We start from the raw sequence: 19,816 nt of genomic DNA, 5'->3' as shown, positions 1-19,816 counted from the left end.
TACCTGCCGATCTTATCATCAAAGGCCGCCTTAAATGTCGACGACTGCAACCACCGCTGCAACCATGCAATATGCCACTGAAACTGTCACGCTTGATTTGTCCCATACCCAGCTTCTTGGGTTATACGGGAGTATGGACGGCCCGCACGCGATGTTGCGCGGCGCAGATGGTACCATCGTCATGGCCCAGCCCAAAGACGTCACGCCGATGGGTGACGTCATGGCAATCACCGACGTTTACGTTTTGTTGCGTGACGGGCGCACCATCCGCCGCCTGACCCTGCCCGAATGACCCTGCCCAAATGATCAGACAGACGAAACACAGCAGCATTGCAAACGCGCATCCGCCCGCCTAAACGCGGACTATGACCCAAACAGCTCTCATCACAGGTGCAACGCGCGGACTAGGCGCTGCACTGGCCGAGGCCCTTGCGCCGACCCATCACATCATTGCCGTGGGCCGCACCACTGGCGCGCTCGAAGATCTTGATGACCGCATCAAAGCCCGTGGCGGTGACGCGACGCTGGCCCCGATGGACATCACTGTCGATCCTGCCATGCAGCAGTTGTGTCGATCCATATTTGATCGTTGGGGCGGACTGACATTGTGGATTCACGGCGCCATACATGCAGCACCCCTGACCCCCGCCAGCCACATCAACCCGAAAGATTTTGCAAAGTCCGTGGACATCAACATCACTGCCACGTCGCGGATGATATCTTATGTGGCTCCCCTGCTTGGCGTAGATGGCAAGGCGGTGTTCTTTGAAGACCCAATCATCGGGCCACTTGGCGGCGCGGCGTATTTCGGTTCCTACGGCACCACCAAAACTGCGCAAATCGCACTGGCGCGAACATGGGCCGTTGAGACGGTGAAAACCGGCCCGCGCGTGCATATCGCGACGCCGAACCCCATGCCAACTGCCACACGAGCGAGGTTTTTCCCCGGCGAAGACCGCAGCCCGCTGGCGGACCCACGCGTTGAGGCGGCGCGTTTGTTGCCAGACATCCTTGCCTAGGGATTTCGAGTCTTTGATGCAACGCCGCGCAAACCCGTTGCGCGTAACCTAGCTTGACCCATTGCCGCACGGCACACCCTGTCTTAACTAGACCACAAAAGGGGCGAATAATGCGTATTCTCATCACAAATGACGACGGCATCAATGCCCCCGGCCTCGCGACGCTGACGGCCATCGCGCACGACGTTGCCGGACCCAGCGGCGAAGTCTGGACTGTTGCACCCGCGTTCGAACAATCTGGCGTCGGCCATTGCATCAGCTACGCGGCCCCGACGATGATTGCGAAACTATCAGACCGACGCTACGCCGCCGAAGGGTCGCCCGCTGATTGCGTGCTGGCCGGATTGTACGATGTAATGAAAGATGCGCGTCCTGATCTGATCCTGTCCGGCGTCAATCGTGGCAACAATGCCGCCGATAACACGCTGTATTCTGGCACCATCGGCGCGATCATCGAAGCCGCAATTCAAGGTGTCAAAGGTATCGCGCTGTCGCAGTTTTTTGGCCCCGAAAACCGTGATCTCGATGACCCGTTCGATGCGGCGGCCAAACATGGCGCAGCTACTGTGCGGGCCATTCTGGACAAAGGCATCTGGACCACCGACGCCTATAAAATCTTCTATAATGTCAATTTTCCGCCCGTTGCGGCGGCTGACGTCAAAGGCATTAAGGTCGCTTCACAAGGGTTTCGCGAAAACACCCGTTTCGGCATGAAACCCGACATTGCGCCGAATGGCCGCCGCTTTCTTTGGGTGACAGGTGGTCCGCAGGACGAACCGACGGGGGACGGCACGGACGTGACCGCCAACCTTGACGGATACACATCGATCACGCCAATGCGCGCTGATCTAACGGCCCACGACATGCTCGCTGACCTGACAGACAGGTTAGAATGAACGCTATCGCCACCATCGCCGAACGCCAGATGCAATTCCTGTTTGCCCTGCGATCCAAGGGTGTCACGGACGCACGCGTGCTGACGGCGATGGAAAAAACTGACCGCGCGATGTTCGTTAAGGGGCATTTCTCAGATCGAGCCTACGAAGACATGCCGTTGCCGATTGCCTGTGGTCAAACCATCAGCCAGCCATCGGTTGTAGGTCTGATGACGCAGGCGCTGGGCGTGCAACCGCGCGACAAAGTCCTCGAAGTGGGGACAGGATCGGGCTATCAGGCCGCGATTCTCAGCCACTTGGCGCGGCGGGTTTATACCGTTGATCGCCACAAAACCCTGATGAACGATGCGCGGGTGATCTTTCAAGCCCTTGATATCACAAACCTTACTGCATTCACCGCTGACGGATCGTACGGGCTTCCCGAACAAGCACCCTTTGATCGCATCCTTGTGACGGCCGCCGCCGAAGACCCGCCAGGCCCGCTTTTGGCACAATTAAAAATAGGCGGCATCATGGTGCTGCCCGTCGGCCAGTCGGATTCCGTGCAAACGCTGATCCGCGTCAGCCGCACCGAAACGGGTTTTGAGTACGAAGAATTACGCCCAGTGCGCTTCGTTCCCTTGCTTGAGGGCTTGGGAAAAGACTAAAACACAGTTATACTATGCAAAATTTGGGCAAAAGTTGGGCAAAAGATCCACCACATTTGAGGAGTACGACATGGGCATCCCCAGTTTCCCGCAGTTGACCTATCCACGCGCCCATTCACGGGTCCGTCCATTTGCTCGGCGCGCATTGTTCGCGTCCGCCGCTTTGCTGGCGTTTGCCGCATGTGACGAAAATAACAATCTTCAGGGTCAAGATTTCGACTGGGACCTGCGCAATTTGGGCGGTGGATTTGATACCACCGACGCCTCGCGAAATCTGGCGAACCGGCCGCGCCCTGATGATCGTGGCATAATTTCTTACCCCAATTATCAGGTCGTCGTCGCGGATAGTGGCGAAACTGTCCGCCAGATCGCCAGCCGTCTCAATCTTGATGCAAATGCACTGGCGACCTTTAACGGGGTGGACGCTGACGTCCCGCTGCGCCGCGATGAAATCGTCGCCCTGCCAATCCGTGTTGCTGAATCGTCCACAGCAACAGGTGTCATTACGTCTGGCCCAATCCAGCCACCGACAATCAACGTCTCGACGCTTGCGTCCGACGCCATTGATCGTGCGGGTGAACAAACAACCGCAGCACCTGTAACCGACGCACCTGCAACCGCCCCAACTGCAACCGCAGCACCTGCAACCGACGCACCTGCACAAACAGGTCGCGAACCAAGTCTGCATCGCGTCGCGCGCGGCGAAACCGCATTCCAGATTGCGCGTTTATACGATGTGCCCGTCGCGGGGATGGCAGAATGGAACGGCCTTGGATCGGACCTTATGGTGCGCGAAGGCCAGCAATTGCTGATCCCCGTGGCAGGTGCAACACCACCCAGCCCCGCCGCAACCACTGGCCCCGGCGTTGGTTCACGCACACCTACACCGCCAAGCGCCATTGTGCCATTGCCGTCTGTCGACGTGACGTCAGAAACCGTGCCCACGGCCCCCGCCGCACCCGACATCGGCCAACCGACAGCGCCAACGTCTGCCACCATCAGTGCGCCGTTTATCTACCCGGTGCAGGGCAGCATCATCCGCGCTTATAATCCGGGTCGCAATGAAGGCATCGGCATCGGCGTACCAGCAGGCACCACGGTCAAAGCCGCCGCCGCTGGCACCGTCGCTGCGATCACACAAAACACCGACGGCGCGCAGATCATCGTGGTGCGCCATACGGGCAACATCCTGACAGTCTACGTGAATGTGAACAATCTGACGGTGTCCAAAGACGACAGCGTCTCCCAAGGCCAAGCCATGGCATCCGTCGCCGAAGGATCGCCCAGCTTCTTGCATTTTGAGGTCCGTGACGGATTAGAAAGCGTTGATCCAGCAAACTTTTTGCCGTGACCTGCCCCCTAAATCGTGATGCCCATCCGGCCTGCAAGGTCGGTGAAATACTGCCAAGCGACGCGACCGGATCTTGATCCTCGCGTCGTTTGCCATTCAATCGCCTCGGCGCGCAAAATTTCATCCGAAATCGTCACACCGTGGGCATCACAATAGCCACGGATCATCGCCAGATATTCGTCCTGATCGCACGAATGGAACCCAAGCCACAGACCAAACCGATCTGACAACGATACCTTTTCCTCAACTGCCTCGGACGGGCTAATGGCCGTGGAGCGTTCGTTTTCAATCATGTCGCGCGGCATCAAATGGCGGCGGTTCGATGTGGCATACAACACGACATTCTCGGGCCGCCCCTCGATTCCACCGTCCAAGACAGCCTTTAGCGATTTGTAATGTGCATCATCGTGGCCAAAGCTCAGATCGTCACAGAACATAATGAACCGTTCGGGCCGTCCGCGCAAAAGTGCCAGACAGCGGCCAATACTGGGCAGGTCTTCGCGCTGCACCTCGACCATCTTAAGGGATTCATGTGTTGCCTGAACTTTGCCGTGTATCGCTTTGACAAGTGAGGATTTTCCCATGCCGCGCGCACCCCACAAAAGGGCGTTGTTTGCGGGCAGACCCTTGGCGAATTGCACCGTGTTCGCGTGCAGGGTGTCTCGGGATCGATTGATCCCCAAAAGCAGCGACAGGTCCACGCGATTGACGGTTTCGACGGGCTGCAAATGATCCGGATCAGCGTGCCAGACATAGGCGGTCGCGGCGAAGTCCGGGGCGGCGGCGGGGGCTGGGGCCAATCGCTCCAGCGCCGCCGCGATCCGTCCTAAAACTTCATCGCTCACTTGTCGGCCTCTTCCTCGGCGAGATCGTCGTCCTCTTCGTCATCTTCAAACCACAGCCCTTCGGCTCGGAGTTTGATTTCACGACGTTTCTCGACCCGTTTCACCAATTGAATGGAGATTTCATAGAGCCCGTAGACCACCACGAACAAAATCACCTGCGTAATAACATCAGGTGGCGTCACCACGGCAGCGAGCAGCAGGATACCCACGACGGCATATTTGCGCATATTGCGCAGGCCTTCGGCGCTGACCAATCCAGCCTTGCCCATCAGTGTCAACAGCACCGGCAATTGGAAACACATGCCAAACGCCATGATAAATTTAAGCGTGATATCAAGACTTTCGTTCACCTTACCAAAGAAGGTAATGCGAATCCCCTCACCCGCCACGGGCAAGATCGCGCCACCGTCCGAACCAATCACGTTTGCCATCAAATCAGCAATGATCGACGGAACGTCCGCAAAGCCAAGAAAGAAAGCCATGGCCAGCGGGGTGACGACGAAATGCGCAAATGACGCGCCGAGCAGGAACATCACAGGCGATGCGATCAGGAACGGAAGGAACGCGCCCTTTTCTTTTGAATAAAGTCCCGGCGCCACAAACCGCCACAGCTGAATCCCGATGACCGGAAACGCCAGCGCAAAGCCGAATACCATAGAAATGCGGAACAGCGTAAACAGGTATTCTTGCGGTGATGTATATTGCATTGTCGGCGACGGATCGCCCAATTCGCGCAACGTGGCTTCAATAGGGCCAAGCAAGAATTGCAAAATCGGTTCCGACACGGTGAAGACGATCACGATGCCGACGATAAATGCCAGAACCGCGCGGATTAGTCGCGTTCGCAGCTCAGCCAGATGTTCAATCAGCGGCGCAGCGCTGTCTTCCATGCCGTCGTCGGGGGTGTCAGTCTCGCTCATTTGGCGTCCTTCGCAGGCGTGACCGCCTTAGCTGGGGCCTTAGCTGGGGCCTTAGGTGCGACTTTAGTCGCGGCCTTAGCGTTCACTTTTTTGGTCGCCGCTTTTGGGGTCGCCTCTTTCTTTGGCACCGCATTTTTGGCAGCAGCCTTCTTCGGGGTCACTTTCTGTGGTGTCTTTTTCTTTGAGGCAATTTTCGCCCTCGTCTTGGGTTCCGCATCAACCTTTTCTGCCGCAATCCGATCCTCAGCGGCTTTCGCCATCGCTTTATCGAGTATTTCAGCCGTGGCGCTGCGTTTAGCCGACAGTTTGGTCTTCAACGCCTCAGTCTCACCCCCGGCCTTTATGGTAGATTTCACCGCACCTTGCGACGCTTCACGAATTTTATCGACTCCGAACTTTTTCGGGTTTGCAGCGGCTTTGATTGTCTTATTGATTTCGTTTATGCCGGATTCATCGGCAGCTGCGTTCATCGCGCTGGAAAATTCCCGCGCCATGCCCTTCGCCTTACCAACGAATTGTCCGACCTGTCGAAACATACCCGGCAGGTCCTTGGGGCCGATGACGATCAACGCCACGATCCCAACAACCAACATCTCCATCCAGCTAAGACTAGGCATCAGCCGTCTCCCAATTTGGGTGAATTAAACTTTTGTGTCTTCGTCAGTGGGCGTCACGTCTTTGACATCATCCGACATCACATCTTCGACTTCTTTAGTGCTGTCATCGACGCCTTTTTTGAAAGCAGTGATGCCTTTGCCGACTTCGCCCATCAGGGACGAAATTTTGCCGCGTCCGAACAGGACCAGCACCACGACAGCGATCAAAAGGAGGCCGGGAAGGCCGATGTTATTGAGCATGTTCTTTCTCCGGAAAAGGCGGGCGTAGGCACCCGCATTGGCATTTCAGACCATAGACGTAGTGGCGTCATGGATGTTTTAAAAGGCCAAAACGCCTGAATTGCTCCCCAATCCGCAAGGGTTTGCGGTATGTTGTGCCACTATTCTGGCAACTGACAGTTTTATGTCATAAACTGCCACAACCGGAGGACAAACATGCGCCGCGCTGACCGATTGATGACCCTGATTCGCCACTTGCGCAGCGCTGGCTTGCACCGCGCAGCTGATTTGGCTGTCGCGATGAACGTGTCCCTGCGCACGATTTACCGCGACATGGAAACGCTGGCTAAATCCGGTGTACCCGTTGAGGGCCAGCGCGGCACAGGCTACCGCATCACCGCCGCGATCACCCTGCCGCCGCTGAACCTGTCTATGGCCGAACTCGAAGCTTTGCATGTCGGCCTTGCCGCGATGCGCCAATCGCACGACCCCGATCTGGCCGCCGCCGCATCCAGTTTGGCAACAAAACTCGACGGGGTGTTGCCAGAGGTCAATGCACCAAGGGCGCTTGCGGTTTATCCGTTCGCAGACGCCGCGCGAGGGTTCCAGCACCTGCCGAAAATCCGTAGCGCCATCCGCGCGCGGCAAAAATTATTGCTCAGCACCGGAACCCACGACCGAACGGTTCGCCCCCTGCAACTGGACTACTGGGGCCGACTTTGGACCTGCGTGGTGTGGTGCGACACCACCCGCAAATTTGACGACCTGCGCATCGACGAAATCACGTCACTGCGCATCTTGCCGAGTTTGTTTGTGCAAGAAGAAGGTAAGCGGCTGGAAGATTACCAATCAAGTCGCGCCTTCGCTGGGTCGCGGGAATATGAAACATTTGTCGCGCCGGATCATCAGCCATAACACCATGCCCTTTTTGGGCAAAAATACAGAAGGAATCACCGCCTTCATCTCACTGCCATCATCAAGGACAAATTCCACCAGACTTTCAAATCCCATAAACCGCGCCCGTTTGACCGTGCCTCGTGCGGGCGTGCCGTCAGCAATTGTGGAATTGGGGCCCTTGCCCGAGCGATCAAAGTCGATTTTCAGATGTTGCGGCCGGATCACGATGTCCACAGCCGTGCCATCAGCCACACCGGGCACAAGGAACTGACCAAACGGTGTGACCGCCAGCGCGCCCTGCACTTTCGCTGGCACGACATTAATATCACTAAAGAAACCGGCGGCCTCTTTGTCCACCGGCGTGTTGTAGATATTATACGGCGCACCCATCTGAACGATCTTACCATCCCGCATCAGTGCGATTTCGTCAGCCATGCGCATCGCCTCACCGGGTTCATGGGTGACAAGCAAAACGGCGGTGCCTTCGGCTTTCAGCACGTCCAACGTCTCATCGCGGATGTCATCCCGAAGGCGGTCATCGAGGCCCGAAAAAGGTTCATCCATCAGCATGATTTTAGGGCGTGGCGCAAGTGCGCGGGCCAGCGCGACGCGCTGTTGTTCGCCGCCTGAAAGCTCGTGGGGATAGCGGTCAATATGTGCCAACATGCCAACACGTTCCAGCAGTTGTTCGACGCGCCCACGGGTCTTGGACGCGCGCCCCGACAGCCCGTAGGCGACATTACCTGCCACGCTCAAATGCGGGAACAGCGCGAAATCCTGAAACATCAGGCCTGTCGCGCGACCCTCTGGCGGCACGCGGAACACCCCATCGCACACCAGTTCCCCATCAGCCCAGATCGACCCCGCGTTTTGCTTTTCGATGCCTGCAATCATCCGCAATGTTGTGGATTTGCCGCAGCCCGACGGCCCCAGCAAACACGTCACCTGCCCCGGCATGATCGACAGCGACACGTCATCCACAACCCGCCGCCCGCCAAAGCTGCGCACCAGATTGCGAATTTCAAGACGCGGTTGAAGGGGGGAAGTGTCGCTCACCAATGCAGGCCTTTAATCCTTACCGAAAATATCGGGTATGGATCGCAGATAACAACGCGTCCCCCCAAGGGCAAGTCATGGGACCAAGCCGCGCGGGCGCCCACTAGAGCGTCGCGTTGACCGCCCCGCCATCCAACAACAGGTTCTGACCGACAATGAAACCCGCATGCGCCGAACACAAAAACGTACAGGCAGCGCCGAATTCTTGCGCCGTACCATAGCGCCCAGCGGGGATCGTGGCCTCGCGGTTCACTTTCGCCTGCGCCATGGAAATCCCCTGCGCATCGCTCACGCCCTTGTCTAAAGACTGTGCGCGATCCGTTGCGTGAATACCGGGCAACAGGTTGTTGATCGTCACGCCAGACCCTGCGACCTGCCGCGATGTGCCCGCCACAAATCCTGTCAGACCAGCGCGGGCCGTGTTGGACAGGCCGAGAACCGGAATCGGCGCTTTGACGGATCCAGATGTAATGTTGATCACACGGCCCCAGCCGCGATCCATCATTGCGGGCACCAGTGCTTGGATCAGCGCAATCGGGGTCAGCATATTGGCGTCAAGTGCCGCGATAAACGCGTCGCGGTCCCAATCCGACCACAGGCCGGGCGGCGGACCGCCCGCATTTGTTACCAAGATATCGACGCCTTGCGCTGCGGCTAAGACTACCGCCTGACCCTCGAGTGTGGTTATATCTGCAGCAACCGTAACCACATCCACGCCGTGTACTGCGCGGATCGTGGCAGCCGTCGCCTCTAATGCGTCAGACCCACGTGCGTTCAACACTAAATCAACGCCCTCCGCTGCCAACGCCTCGGCGCAGCCTCGTCCGAGACCCTTTGACGACGCACAAACCAGTGCCCGCTTGCCTTTGATGCCCATGTCCATTTCGCAATCCTCCTTGAAACGAGGCCTATAACCCCATGATTTGATTGATGATCAACAATCGCCCCTCTACAGACGAACTGTTGACGATATTCCGCCCTATTTCTAAGGTAGATGACTTCGAAATGACCACCCCCATTTATTAGGGAACCCACTCATGACCGAAACCGCCCACAAGACCATCGCCGTTTTCGCGTCAAACGATTTTGTCGTGACCGAAGGCGTGGCCGAAGGGGAAGGCGTGACGTTCATGGATGAACTGATGCTTGATGACGTGTACCAGCTTGGCCCGAACCTGACGCGTAAGGCACTAACATATGAGAAAGGCGACGGCACAGCCTTCGTCGTGGCCGAAGATACGACGATCGGGACACCGGGAAATTTGCTGTACCTTGATTGCGTAATCACCTTGATGGCCCCTGACAGCACTACCTACGAAGCGCTGATCTTGGTCGAAGTCGAAGGTGATGAGGCCGCCGAAGTTTACATGATGCCGCTGGCCACGCTGGGTGCCGAATATGATTACCGCCTCGTTGGAGCCAACCGCGATGCAGTGGCGGCAAAATTTGGCGATGTTGCCTGTGTGCGCTTTGCCCGTGGCACCCACATCACTCTGGCATCCGGTACGCAGGTCCCGATTGAAGACCTTAAAATCGACGACCGCATCCTCACCCGCGATGCAGGCCCACAGAAAATTCGCTGGATTGGCAATACAACAGTGCGCGCCGTAGGCGATTACGCCCCCGTTGTCATCACCGCAGGTGCGTTGTTCAATAACCGCGATCTGGTACTCTCTCCCGATCACCGCCTGTTCATCTACCAGCGCGAAGACCGCATTGGCGCTGGCAGATCCGAGGTGCTGGTCAAAGTCCGCCACCTGATCAACGGCACGTCTGTGTATCAACAGGACGGTGGCTTTGTGGACTATTTCCAGATCCTATTTGACGACCACCAGATTATCTACGCGGAAGGCATCGCCGCAGAAACACTGCTGGTTGACGCGCGCACCCGCGCCGCCCTGCCCGATGGCGTCAGCGCGGCCAATCACCTCGACACGCTCCACGAAGCGTTTGAAGTCACCGAAAGCCTCGCCAACCGTCCAGACGTCGTGGCGCTACTGAAACGCGCGTCTTCTAGTTAAGGGCCGATTGCGCCTGACGCACCGCCCCGTTATAGCGCAGGTCATGACAAATCGACCCGCCCTCCCCGCTGAAATTGCCCGCCGCCGGACCTTTGCGATCATCTCGCACCCCGACGCAGGCAAGACGACCCTGACGGAAAAGTTCCTGTTGTTTGGCGGGGCGATCCAGATGGCAGGCCAAGTGCGCGCCAAAGGTGAAGCACGGCGCACGCGATCCGACTTTATGCAGATGGAAAAGGATCGCGGAATTTCTGTGTCTGCATCGGCAATGTCTTTTGATTACAAACACTTCCGCTACAATCTTGTCGACACCCCCGGACACTCTGATTTTTCCGAAGACACCTACCGTACGCTTACAGCCGTGGACGCCGCTGTCATGGTCATTGACGGGGCTAAAGGCGTGGAATCCCAGACCCGCAAACTGTTCGAAGTCTGCCGCCTGCGCGATCTACCGATCCTGACGTTCTGTAACAAAATGGACCGAGAAAGCCGTGATACCTTTGAAATCATCGATGAAATCCAAGAAAATCTCGCGATTGATGTGACACCCGCAAGCTGGCCCATTGGAACAGGCCGCGATTTCATTGGCTGTTACGACATCCTGCGCGACCGACTGGATATTATGGACCGCGCGGATCGAAACACTGTCGCCGCAAGCGTTGAGATCAAGGGCTTGGATGACCCGAAATGGGAAGAATACGTTCCAGAACGCCTCCTTGATCAATTCCGCGAAGAAATCGAAATGGCGAAAGAACTGCTACCAAAACTCGACCCCAAGGCCGTCCTCGAAGGGACGATGACCCCTATATGGTTTGGCTCTGCGATCAATTCATTTGGCGTGCGCGAATTGATGGAAGGGATCAGTCAATATGGCCCCGAACCCCAGCCGCAAACCGCCCAGCCCCGCACGATCCTGCCGGAAGAAAAGACCGTCACCGGCTTTGTGTTCAAGGTTCAGGCCAACATGGATCCCAAACACCGCGACCGCGTCGCGTTTGTGCGCATGGCATCGGGCCACTTTACGCGTGGGCAAAAACTGACCCACGTACGCACAAAAAAGCAGATGGCAATTTCTAATCCTGTTCTGTTCCTCGCGTCTGATCGTGAACTCGCCGAAGAAGCATGGGCCGGCGACATCATCGGCATTCCCAACCACGGCCAATTGCGCATCGGCGATACATTGACCGAAGGCGAAATCCTCAACGTCAAAGGCATCCCCAGCTTCGCGCCCGAATTGCTGCAAGGCGTGCGTTCGGGCGATCCGTTGAAATCCAAACACCTCGAAAAAGCACTGATGCAATTTGCCGAAGAAGGCGCGGCAAAGGTGTTCAAACCCTCATTTGGTTCCGGCTTCATCGTTGGCGTCGTTGGCCCGTTGCAATTTGAGGTCTTGGCCAGCAGGATTGAACTGGAATACGGCCTGCCCGTGCGGTTTGAACAGTCACAATTCACCTCAGCCCGCTGGGTGTCCGGTGACAAGTTGGCAATCGAAAAATTCGTCACCGCCAATAAATTGCACATCGGAACCGACAGCGACGGCGACACCGTCTACCTGACACGCCTGCAGTGGGACATCGACCGCGTCGGGCGCGACTACCCCGATATCAGCCTGACCGCGACCAAGGAAATGATGGCCTGACACGAAACTTGAGTCGTTCTTGCAACAAACCGCCGAGGCCGATCTTGGATTATTGATCAGCACGGGCAAATTTCATAACGTCGTCCCAAATCGCCCAAATCTAAGGATAGTCCGCATGAAAAGTTCCATATCGTTCGCCGCACTCGCTGCCCCCATAACACTGTCGGCTGGGGCCGTTTGGGCCGATGATATGGTCGCGTCATGGGATCTTCTGGCCGCAATCTTAATCGAAGAAATCGTGACGGACACAACATACGAAGTACGCAAGATTTTTCCCGCCGCCGTGGAAAACGGCATCGATCAGTTCGACATCACCGGCTACGTCGTACCACTGACCAACGGGCCCGAAATAACCGACTTCATTCTTGTGTCCGACATGGGATTTTGCCCGTTCTGTGGATCCCCCGAACACGGCACATCCTTGCAAGTCACCATGGCAGACCCTTTGACAGGTTTTGAAGAAGGCAGCCGCATCACACTGCGCGGCGCTTTGCAAGCCGTCACCGATCCGGAGACGTGGCAGACGACCGTGATGACCGACGCCCGCGCCTTGTAGCGTCCAAGTGCGCTATTATATCTTTGTCAAAACCATACGCAAGCGCGTGAGACTTTTGTACGAAACCGATAAAACACTGTGACATTGCGCAATAGCGTCCAACCTGACGGGCAAATCACAGATGTTGCGATGCGTGGCGTGTTCACCGGAAATCGCGGAGTTTTGCATACCTCTGACAAGGTCATGGGCCCCGCGCTGTGGAAACATCGCGCGTGGATTTGTTGCACGCTCGATTGGCAGAACCGGCGACGTGATGTGATGACAGGCCACAAATGGACAGCGCTGTTTTTCCTAGATGAAGCTGTCGCGCTGTCCGCCGGACACCGACCTTGTGCCTATTGCCACAGGTCAAATTATAACGCGTTTTCAGATGCTTGGGGCGGTGACTTGAAGTCGCCGCAGATGGACGCGATCCTGCATGCCGCCCGTGCCGTTCACGGCGCGCGCGCCCTGCAGATCCACCACGCAGACGTCGCCACATTGCCCGCAGGAACATTCATTAAAACAAACGAAATCAACTTATTAACCATAGAATCCGCGCGGCCTTACACCCCCTCAGGCTACGGCGCACCAAAACGACGGCCCACGGGCACCGTTATGGTCCTCACCGCGCCGCCCATGATTAACGTTTTACGTGGCGGATATATCCCCCAAATCCATCACTCTGCGGGGTAACCCCTTTGTTTCCTTGACGTTAGCGCGGCCCAGACGTAAGTGTTCGCCACCCAAAGGGCAGGCAATATGGCCAGCCCAGCCGCGTGACGATTGCGGCAATTAGCCTGCAAACTCCGCGAAAGGAATAACTTGATTAAATTCAGCGACTTAAAGCTCGACGCAAAGGTCCTAAAGGCCGTCGAAGAGACCGGCTACACAACGCCGACCCCCATTCAAGCCGGTGCGATTCCCCCCGCATTGGAAGGCCGCGACGTGCTGGGGATCGCCCAGACGGGCACCGGCAAAACTGCTGGTTTCACGCTGCCGATGATTACAATGCTGAAACGTGGCCGTGCGCGAGCGCGGATGCCACGGTCCTTAGTACTGGCGCCGACACGTGAATTGGCCGCGCAAGTGGCTGAAAATTTTGATACTTACGCCAAATACACCAAGCTGACCAAAGCGTTGTTGATTGGTGGCGTGTCGTTCAAAGAACAAGACAACCTGATTGATCGGGGGGTCGACGTTCTGATCGCAACCCCTGGTCGCCTTCTGGATCATTTTGAACGCGGCAAACTGATCCTGTCAGACGTGAAAATCATGGTCGTCGATGAGGCTGACCGGATGCTCGACATGGGTTTTATCCCTGATATCGAACGAATTTTCGGGCTGACACCCTTCACCCGCCAAACGCTGTTCTTCTCTGCGACGATGGCGCCCGAGATTGAGCGGATTACCAATACATTCCTGTCCAACCCCGCCAAAATCGAAGTCGCGCGCGCCGCGACGACGTCGGAAACGATTACGCAGGGCGTAATTATGTTCAAAGGCTCCAAGAAAACCTCTGAGGCGATCGAAAAACAAAAACTGCTGCGTGATATCATTGCTAGTGAAGGTGCGAACTGCCGCAACGGGATCATTTTTTGTAACCGCAAAATTGACGTCGATGCCGTTGCGAAGTCCATGACGAAGGCGGGTCTTGACGCCTCTCCGATCCATGGGGATCTTGAACAATCGCATCGGATGCGCACACTTGCGAAATTCCGCGATGGGACGCTGCGTTTTCTCGTGGCGTCTGATGTTGCGGCCCGTGGCCTCGATATTCCCAACGTGAGCCACGTGTTTAACTACGACGTTCCCAGCCACGCAGAAGACTATGTGCACCGGATTGGTCGCACGGGTCGTGCGGGCAAAACGGGTGCAACGATCATGATTTGCACACCGCGCGACCAGAAGAATCTCGATGATATTGAACGGCTTGTGGAAATGGCGGTCCCCAGAATGGACCTGCCGGGAATGCCTTCGGCCGCGCCTTCTGCGAAACCTGCAGAGGTCGTAGCGACAATCGACGACAGGCCCAAGCGCACGAGGACCCGTGGTGGTCGTGGCCGTAAGAATGACGCGGAAAAAGCCGTAACTGCGCCTATAGAAACTGCACAATCTGAAGCACCCAAGCAGGACACACCTAAAGTCGAAGCGCCTGAAACGCACGTACCCAAGGCCGAGACGCCAAAGGTCGAAACAACAAAAGTTGAAACGCCGAGCGCTGAACCGATAAGGTTTGAACCGACGCAGCACGCACCGCGGCAGGACCATTCCGACAATTCGAAACGTGAACAATCACGCGCTGGCCGTAATCGGGGCGGGCGCGACAACCACGATCGTGGCCCAAAGGTTGTGGGAATGGGTGACGACGCACCAACCTTCATCACAATGAGTTTTGATGAACGCCAAGACGACTAAACCGTTCAACTAACAAACAAAAAAGGGGCACCCAATCGGGTGCCCCTTTTTTGTTTTTATGGTTTTGTTATCAGGCTGGATTTACGCCAGTCGTGAAATAACCACAGTCACTTCTGGCTTCTTGCCAATTTCGCCATGGGCGGTCTTACGCGTGATGGTGCGCAGCTCTTTTTCGAGCTTATCATCATCGGCCAACGTGCGATCATTGGCGCGCGCCAAGAACTGGCTCAGGTCTTCTTCTAGGACATCCGCGAGCGGCGCATTGTTACGCCCCTGTTTTGGCAGGCCCATGATTTCGCACCAAGGGTCACCCATCGGATCACCGTTTTCGTCAATGATCAGCGTCACGATCACATGGCCATTTAGTGCCATGCGAATGCGGTCGCGGACCACACCGTCAAACTGGCCGACTTTGACCGATCCATCCAGATACATGCGGCCCGTCTCGATGTGCTCAACAACCTTCGGCTTGTTGCCGGACAGATCAATCATCATCCCGTTTACAGCCAGCACGCCTTGTACGCCAGCGGCCTCGCCGATCTTAACGTGCTCGCGCAAGTGGCGGTGTTCACCGTGCATCGGGATCAGCGTTTGTGGCTTGATCAAATCGCGCATGGTGTCCAGATCGGGGCGGTTCGCGTGGCCGGAAACATGATACAACCCGCCACTGGAATCGTCGACCACATCAACACCCAACTCACTGAATTGGTTCATGACATGGATGACACCCTTCTCGTTTCCAGGAATGGTTTTGGATGAAAACAGGAACGTGTCGCCCTCTTTCATCGTGATGCCCATGTACTTGCCGTTGGCCAGTTGTGCAGACGCTGCGCGGCGTTCGCCTTGCGATCCTGTCACCAACAACAGCACGTTTTCGCGCGGGAAATTGCCCACGTCTTCTGGTGGAATCACATTTGGGAAGTCGTTCAAAATGCCAACTTCGGTTGCGGCTTCGACCATGCGTCGCATGGAACGGCCCAGCAAACACACAGACCGACCCGCACGTTCAGCTGCCAGCGCAATCGTGCGAACGCGCGACACGTTGGACGCAAATGTGGTCGCCGCAACCATGCCTTTGGCGTTGATTAGGAACTTTTCGATCTCTGGCCCGACAGTGGACTCGCTGCGGCCTTCTTCGCGCGAAAACACATTGGTGGAATCGCACACCAGCGCTTTGACACCGTCTTTGCCCAATGACGCCCAAAGATCATGATCGAACGGCTCACCGATACCGGGTTCGACATCAATCTTGAAATCGCCGGTGTGGATGATCCGCCCCCCTTTGCTGTCGATCACGAGGCCCGAGCTTTCGGGTATCGAATGCGAAATCGGCACAAATCCAACCTCAAACGGGCCAGCCTTTACGGTTTCTGGCCATTTGCCGACAGTCTTCACGGTCTTGTCAGAGAACCCGTGTTCAGACATCTTGCGCCGCGCGAGGTTGGCCGTGAACGCACGCGCATAAATTGGCGCACCAAGGCGTTCGTACAAATGACCAACAGCGCCAACGTGGTCTTCGTGACCGTGGGTGATGAAAATCGCCTCAATCTGGCTTTTGCGGGCTGCGAGCCACGAAATATCCGGCAGGATCAAATCGACCCCCGGTGTGCCGTCCATGTCGGGGAACGTGACACCCAAATCCACGACGATCAGGCGTTCTGCGTCCGCGGGGCCATAGCCGTAAACGTAACAATTCATACCAATCTCGCCCGCGCCACCGAGGGGGAGATACATTAATCTAGCTTTGCTCATATTAGTTATTTTGGTCCTTGTTGTACCTGTGGATCACGGTCAGTCCGTGCATCGTCAGGTCATCTTCGATTGTATCAAAAAGGGCGTAACCACTTGAAAACAATGGTGCCAGCCCTCCGGTTCCTACGACTTTCATGGGGCGGCCGTACTCGCCCTTTATCCGTTCACACAGGCCATTAATGAGGCCGACATAGCCCCAGAAAATACCCGATTGTATGCAGGCCACGGTGTTTGTTCCGATCACGGACTGCGGTTTGGTAATATCGACGTGGGGCAATGCGGCGGCCGCTTGGTGGAGCGCTTCAAGGCTGAGGTTCACACCGGGAGCAATTACGCCGCCAACGTAGGCGCCATCATGGGCCACGACGTCAAAGTTCGTTGCAGTCCCAAAATCCACAACCACCACATCACCGCCGTGGCGGTCAAATGCGGCTGTCGCATTTGCCAGACGATCAGGTCCAACTTGTACCCCCGCGTCCACGCGCGGGGCAATGGGCAACAGGCAGTCCGGCTTACCGATCACATAGGGTCGCGTGTTGAAATAGCGATCCGACATCACGCGCAGATTGAACACCACGCGCGGCACGGTTGACGAGATGATCACCTCGTCTATTTCTGCATCGATCTTGTTGTGGTGCAAAAGCGTGCTCCACCAGACGAAATACTGGTCTGCCGTACGCTGCCATTCGGTCGCACAGCGAAATGTGCAAAGGAATTCAGTCCCGTCCCAAAGGGCGAAGACTGTGTTGGTATTTCCTGTATCGATGCACAGCAGCATTTGGCCACCCTTCCTAGAAAAACACATCCGCCGCCGCGATGTTTCGCGGTCCTTTGGCGGTGTTCAGGACCAGATAGCCGTTTTCATCGACAGTATCAAAGCGCCCAATTACATCTTCAGTTGGAAGACGTGCGGTAATGGTTTCACCAAGCCGCGCGGCACGTGCCAACCATGCTGTGCGGATAGGGGCAAAGCCGTAGGTGGTCAATTGCCCATCCCACTGTGCGAATGCTGGCGCAAGGTGTTTTAGGAACGCGTCGGGCGTCACATCGACCCCGGACTCAGTTTTCACCGACACTGGGTAGAGCGCGCCCTCTTCGACCTGCGCCATGTCAGGCGCGGCGATCAGGTTCACCCCGATCCCCACGGCTACGCCCCACATCTGGCCCTGCACCAAAATGCTTTCCAGCAGAATACCCGCAACCTTGCCATCATTCAGCAACACATCATTGGGCCATTTCAACGCCAGTTTTGGACCATCACCCATCACCGCACGTAAAGCATCATGCACTGCAAGGGCGGCAACAAAACTGCGCAGTGACGCCGTTTCCGGGTCGCTGCAGGGCACCGAAAGTGTACCGTAAAAATTACCCACAGGGGCGACCCAAGGCCTGCCCCGCCGCCCCCGTGACGCCGTTTGACGGATCGCCGTGAACCATGTGGCGTTCTGGTGCTGCACCGCCTGTTCGCAAGCAACATCAAGGGTCGACGTGACTTCATCAAACGAAAAACGGCCGACCCCGGCCGGCCAGTCCGCAATTTCAATTGACAAGAGCCAACGACGCAGCTTTGGCGAGCGGTTCAATCCCAAACAGGTTTATAACGCCTAGAATCATCACCGTGGCTGATGCCACCAAGAAGCCCCACAACACGGTTGATCTATTGCGATCCAACTGCACGTCCTGTTCGGACCCGAAGTACATGAAAAACACGATGCGCAGATAATAGAACGCACCGATGACAGACGCTACGACGCCCGCAACCGCAAGCCACCCAAGCCCCGCACCGTAAGCCGCCCGCAGGACGTAGAACTTACCAAAGAAGCCAAGCATTGGTGGAACGCCCGCGAGGGAGAACAGCAAGATTAGCATCGCAAGCGCCTTGAGCGGTTCGCGTTTGGAATACATGTTCAGCGACGCGATGTTGGTGACAGGCATGCCGTCCTTTTCCATCGATAGAATGAACGCAAACGTCCCGATGTTCATCGCCACATAGATCGCCAGATAAACCAGCATCGCCTGCACGCCAAACGCCGTCCCCGCCGCCAGCCCCATAAGCGCAAAGCCCATATGTGCGATGGAAGAATAGGCCATCAGGCGTTTGATGTCCGTCTGCCCGATGGCTGCAATGCCACCAATGAACATGGACAGGACCGACAGGAACGCAACAATCTGCTGCCAGTCGTCAACCGATTCGCCGAACGCATCGTGCATCACCCGCGCAAACAATGCCATCGCCGCAATCTTCGGGGCCGTCGCGAAAAAGGCCGTGACAGGTGTTGGCGACCCTTCATAGACATCCGGCGTCCACATATGGAACGGCGCAGCTGACACTTTGAACGCGAAGCCAGTGGTCATAAACACAAGGCCGAACAACAGGCCGAGCGACACACCACCATCCGTCGCCTCTAGAATACCGACAAACGACGTCGTACCAGAGAAACCGTAGGTCAACGATGCACCGTACAGCAACAGACCCGACGACAATGCGCCGAGCACGAAATACTTCAGGCCCGCTTCGGTGGATTTCAGGCTGTCACGACGCAGGGACGCGACAACGTACAAGGCCAGTGATTGCAGTTCTAACCCCATATAAAGCAACATCAAGTCGCCCGCAGATACCATCATCATCATGCCTACAACCGACAAGGCAATCAGGATCGGATATTCGAACCGCAGCAGATCGCGTTTGGCCATATAATCTTGTGACATCACCAGAACGGCGGCAGCGGCAAGTAGAATAGCAACCTTTGCGAAGCGCGAAAATGCATCATCAACGAACATGCCAGAGAACGCTGTGGTTGTTCCCTCACCCGTGGTGGCAATCCAGAACGCGAGTACGACAAACAGGCCGGATGTGATCCAGACCAGCAATGGCGCAGCTTTGTCTTTCACCGTGTAAACCGCCGCCAGAAGCGCGCCCATCGCAAACAGCGACAGGATGATTTCCGGCAGGATGGCGTTCAAATCTTGGGACATCATCTGTC

At 56.5% G+C, this 19,816-nt stretch carries 21 protein-coding genes; 11 read left to right on the top strand and 10 right to left on the bottom strand.

What is annotated here, in order from left to right; translation table 11 throughout:
* The first annotated feature begins 34 nt into the window (after positions 1–34).
* From OAN307_RS10840 to OAN307_RS10820, 5 genes are all read left to right on the top strand, one after another.
* Positions 35–292, top strand: a complete 258-nt coding sequence (locus tag OAN307_RS10840) for a hypothetical protein (protein WP_015499792.1) — start codon at positions 35–37, stop codon at positions 290–292.
* Positions 293–365: 73 nt separating this feature from the next.
* Positions 366–1,019 carry an SDR family NAD(P)-dependent oxidoreductase gene (locus OAN307_RS10835; RefSeq protein ID WP_015499791.1) on the top strand — a complete coding sequence of 218 codons (654 nt, stop codon included), beginning with the start codon at positions 366–368 and terminating at the stop codon, positions 1,017–1,019.
* 110 nt (positions 1,020–1,129) lie between these two features.
* The gene (gene surE, locus OAN307_RS10830) at positions 1,130–1,915 is read left to right on the top strand and encodes a 5'/3'-nucleotidase SurE (protein ID WP_015499790.1); all 786 of its coding nucleotides are present in this window, start codon (positions 1,130–1,132) and stop codon (positions 1,913–1,915) included.
* A complete protein-coding gene (locus OAN307_RS10825) occupies positions 1,912–2,562 on the top strand; it encodes a protein-L-isoaspartate(D-aspartate) O-methyltransferase (RefSeq protein ID WP_015499789.1) in 651 nt (216 codons plus the stop codon). The genes surE and OAN307_RS10825 overlap by 4 nt, the downstream gene beginning before the upstream one ends.
* 70 nt (positions 2,563–2,632) lie before the next feature.
* Positions 2,633–3,913 (top strand): peptidoglycan DD-metalloendopeptidase family protein, encoded by a 1,281-nt coding sequence (locus OAN307_RS10820; protein WP_015499788.1) that lies wholly within the window; start codon positions 2,633–2,635, stop codon positions 3,911–3,913.
* Between the two features lie 8 nt (positions 3,914–3,921).
* Here OAN307_RS10820 and OAN307_RS10815 read toward each other — a convergent pair whose 3' ends face one another.
* The 4 genes from OAN307_RS10815 to OAN307_RS10800 are packed head-to-tail and all read right to left on the bottom strand — an operon-like array spanning position 3,922 to position 6,535.
* Positions 3,922–4,758, bottom strand: a complete 837-nt coding sequence (locus tag OAN307_RS10815) for an ATP-binding protein (RefSeq protein WP_015499787.1) — start codon at positions 4,756–4,758, stop codon at positions 3,922–3,924.
* A complete protein-coding gene (gene tatC / locus OAN307_RS10810) occupies positions 4,755–5,678 on the bottom strand; it encodes a twin-arginine translocase subunit TatC (RefSeq protein WP_015499786.1) in 924 nt (307 codons plus the stop codon). Before tatC ends, OAN307_RS10815 begins: the two co-directional genes overlap by 4 nt.
* Entirely contained in the window at positions 5,675–6,295 is a 621-nt protein-coding gene (gene tatB, locus OAN307_RS10805; RefSeq protein ID WP_015499785.1) for a Sec-independent protein translocase protein TatB, read from the bottom strand. Before tatB ends, tatC begins: the two co-directional genes overlap by 4 nt.
* Positions 6,296–6,319: 24 nt before the next feature.
* Entirely contained in the window at positions 6,320–6,535 is a 216-nt protein-coding gene (locus OAN307_RS10800; protein WP_015499784.1) for a twin-arginine translocase TatA/TatE family subunit, read from the bottom strand.
* Positions 6,536–6,730: 195 nt separating this feature from the next.
* Between OAN307_RS10800 and OAN307_RS10795 the strand changes: the two genes are divergently transcribed.
* Positions 6,731–7,429: a helix-turn-helix transcriptional regulator gene (locus tag OAN307_RS10795; protein WP_015499783.1), complete on the top strand. Its 699-nt coding sequence runs from the start codon at positions 6,731–6,733 to the stop codon at positions 7,427–7,429.
* On the opposite strand, the gene OAN307_RS10790 is transcribed toward OAN307_RS10795, so the two are convergent.
* The gene (locus tag OAN307_RS10790; protein ID WP_015499782.1) at positions 7,364–8,470 is read right to left on the bottom strand and encodes an ABC transporter ATP-binding protein; all 1,107 of its coding nucleotides are present in this window, start codon (positions 8,468–8,470) and stop codon (positions 7,364–7,366) included. The two genes, OAN307_RS10795 and OAN307_RS10790, sit on opposite strands and share 66 nt — an antisense overlap.
* A gap of 100 nt (positions 8,471–8,570) precedes the next feature.
* Positions 8,571–9,350, bottom strand: coding sequence for an SDR family oxidoreductase (locus tag OAN307_RS10785; protein ID WP_015499781.1), 780 nt, complete (start codon positions 9,348–9,350; stop codon positions 8,571–8,573).
* Positions 9,351–9,504: 154 nt separating this feature from the next.
* On the opposite strand from OAN307_RS10785, the gene OAN307_RS10780 reads away from it, so the two are divergent.
* The 5 genes from OAN307_RS10780 (at position 9,505) to OAN307_RS10760 (ending at position 15,080) form a co-directional block, all read left to right on the top strand.
* Positions 9,505–10,488, top strand: coding sequence for a Hint domain-containing protein (locus OAN307_RS10780; protein WP_015499780.1), 984 nt, complete (start codon positions 9,505–9,507; stop codon positions 10,486–10,488).
* Between the two features lie 43 nt (positions 10,489–10,531).
* Complete coding sequence (locus OAN307_RS10775; RefSeq protein ID WP_015499779.1) at positions 10,532–12,127, top strand: peptide chain release factor 3; 1,596 nt, start codon at positions 10,532–10,534, stop codon at positions 12,125–12,127.
* Positions 12,128–12,242: 115 nt separating this feature from the next.
* Positions 12,243–12,683, top strand: a complete 441-nt coding sequence (locus OAN307_RS10770; RefSeq protein WP_015499778.1) for a hypothetical protein — start codon at positions 12,243–12,245, stop codon at positions 12,681–12,683.
* Between the two features lie 78 nt (positions 12,684–12,761).
* Positions 12,762–13,358: a hypothetical protein gene (locus tag OAN307_RS10765; protein WP_015499777.1), complete on the top strand. Its 597-nt coding sequence runs from the start codon at positions 12,762–12,764 to the stop codon at positions 13,356–13,358.
* Positions 13,359–13,487: 129 nt separating this feature from the next.
* Positions 13,488–15,080, top strand: a complete 1,593-nt coding sequence (locus tag OAN307_RS10760; protein WP_015499776.1) for a DEAD/DEAH box helicase — start codon at positions 13,488–13,490, stop codon at positions 15,078–15,080.
* A gap of 81 nt (positions 15,081–15,161) precedes the next feature.
* Here the strand turns inward: OAN307_RS10760 and OAN307_RS10755 are convergent, their stop codons facing one another.
* The 4 genes from OAN307_RS10755 to nuoN are packed head-to-tail and all read right to left on the bottom strand — an operon-like array spanning position 15,162 to position 19,811.
* Complete coding sequence (locus tag OAN307_RS10755) at positions 15,162–16,832, bottom strand: ribonuclease J (protein WP_044043561.1); 1,671 nt, start codon at positions 16,830–16,832, stop codon at positions 15,162–15,164.
* Position 16,833: 1 nt separating this feature from the next.
* A complete protein-coding gene (locus OAN307_RS10750; protein ID WP_015499774.1) occupies positions 16,834–17,610 on the bottom strand; it encodes a type III pantothenate kinase in 777 nt (258 codons plus the stop codon).
* Positions 17,611–17,623: 13 nt separating this feature from the next.
* Positions 17,624–18,382, bottom strand: coding sequence for a biotin--[acetyl-CoA-carboxylase] ligase (locus tag OAN307_RS10745; RefSeq protein ID WP_015499773.1), 759 nt, complete (start codon positions 18,380–18,382; stop codon positions 17,624–17,626).
* On the bottom strand, positions 18,372–19,811 hold the full coding sequence (nuoN, locus tag OAN307_RS10740) for an NADH-quinone oxidoreductase subunit NuoN (RefSeq protein WP_015499772.1): 1,440 nt from the start codon (positions 19,809–19,811) through the stop codon (positions 18,372–18,374). Before nuoN ends, OAN307_RS10745 begins: the two co-directional genes overlap by 11 nt.
* Positions 19,812–19,816 lie beyond the last annotated feature (5 nt).

It is taken from the genome of Octadecabacter antarcticus 307 (assembly GCF_000155675.2).
Classification (GTDB): domain Bacteria; phylum Pseudomonadota; class Alphaproteobacteria; order Rhodobacterales; family Rhodobacteraceae; genus Octadecabacter; species Octadecabacter antarcticus.
The sequence above is the reverse complement of the archived record's forward strand: the minus strand, read 5'-3'. Positions and strand labels throughout refer to the sequence as shown.

Bases quoted from the DNA above. Each gene is read 5' to 3' on its own strand.
- OAN307_RS10840 (WP_015499792.1), top strand. From the start codon at position 35: ATGTCGACGACTGCAACCACCGCTGCAACCATGCAATATGCCACTGAA.
- OAN307_RS10835 (WP_015499791.1), top strand. From the start codon at position 366: ATGACCCAAACAGCTCTCATCACAGGTGCAACGCGCGGACTAGGCGCT.
- surE (WP_015499790.1), top strand. From the start codon at position 1,130: ATGCGTATTCTCATCACAAATGACGACGGCATCAATGCCCCCGGCCTC.
- OAN307_RS10825 (WP_015499789.1), top strand. From the start codon at position 1,912: ATGAACGCTATCGCCACCATCGCCGAACGCCAGATGCAATTCCTGTTT.
- OAN307_RS10820 (WP_015499788.1), top strand. From the start codon at position 2,633: ATGGGCATCCCCAGTTTCCCGCAGTTGACCTATCCACGCGCCCATTCA.
- tatC (WP_015499786.1), bottom strand. From the start codon at position 5,678: ATGAGCGAGACTGACACCCCCGACGACGGCATGGAAGACAGCGCTGCG.
- tatB (WP_015499785.1), bottom strand. From the start codon at position 6,295: ATGCCTAGTCTTAGCTGGATGGAGATGTTGGTTGTTGGGATCGTGGCG.
- OAN307_RS10800 (WP_015499784.1), bottom strand. From the start codon at position 6,535: ATGCTCAATAACATCGGCCTTCCCGGCCTCCTTTTGATCGCTGTCGTG.
- OAN307_RS10795 (WP_015499783.1), top strand. From the start codon at position 6,731: ATGCGCCGCGCTGACCGATTGATGACCCTGATTCGCCACTTGCGCAGC.
- OAN307_RS10785 (WP_015499781.1), bottom strand. From the start codon at position 9,350: ATGGACATGGGCATCAAAGGCAAGCGGGCACTGGTTTGTGCGTCGTCA.
- OAN307_RS10780 (WP_015499780.1), top strand. From the start codon at position 9,505: ATGACCGAAACCGCCCACAAGACCATCGCCGTTTTCGCGTCAAACGAT.
- OAN307_RS10775 (WP_015499779.1), top strand. From the start codon at position 10,532: ATGACAAATCGACCCGCCCTCCCCGCTGAAATTGCCCGCCGCCGGACC.
- OAN307_RS10770 (WP_015499778.1), top strand. From the start codon at position 12,243: ATGAAAAGTTCCATATCGTTCGCCGCACTCGCTGCCCCCATAACACTG.
- OAN307_RS10755 (WP_044043561.1), bottom strand. From the start codon at position 16,832: ATGAGCAAAGCTAGATTAATGTATCTCCCCCTCGGTGGCGCGGGCGAG.
- OAN307_RS10750 (WP_015499774.1), bottom strand. From the start codon at position 17,610: ATGCTGCTGTGCATCGATACAGGAAATACCAACACAGTCTTCGCCCTT.
- nuoN (WP_015499772.1), bottom strand. From the start codon at position 19,811: ATGATGTCCCAAGATTTGAACGCCATCCTGCCGGAAATCATCCTGTCG.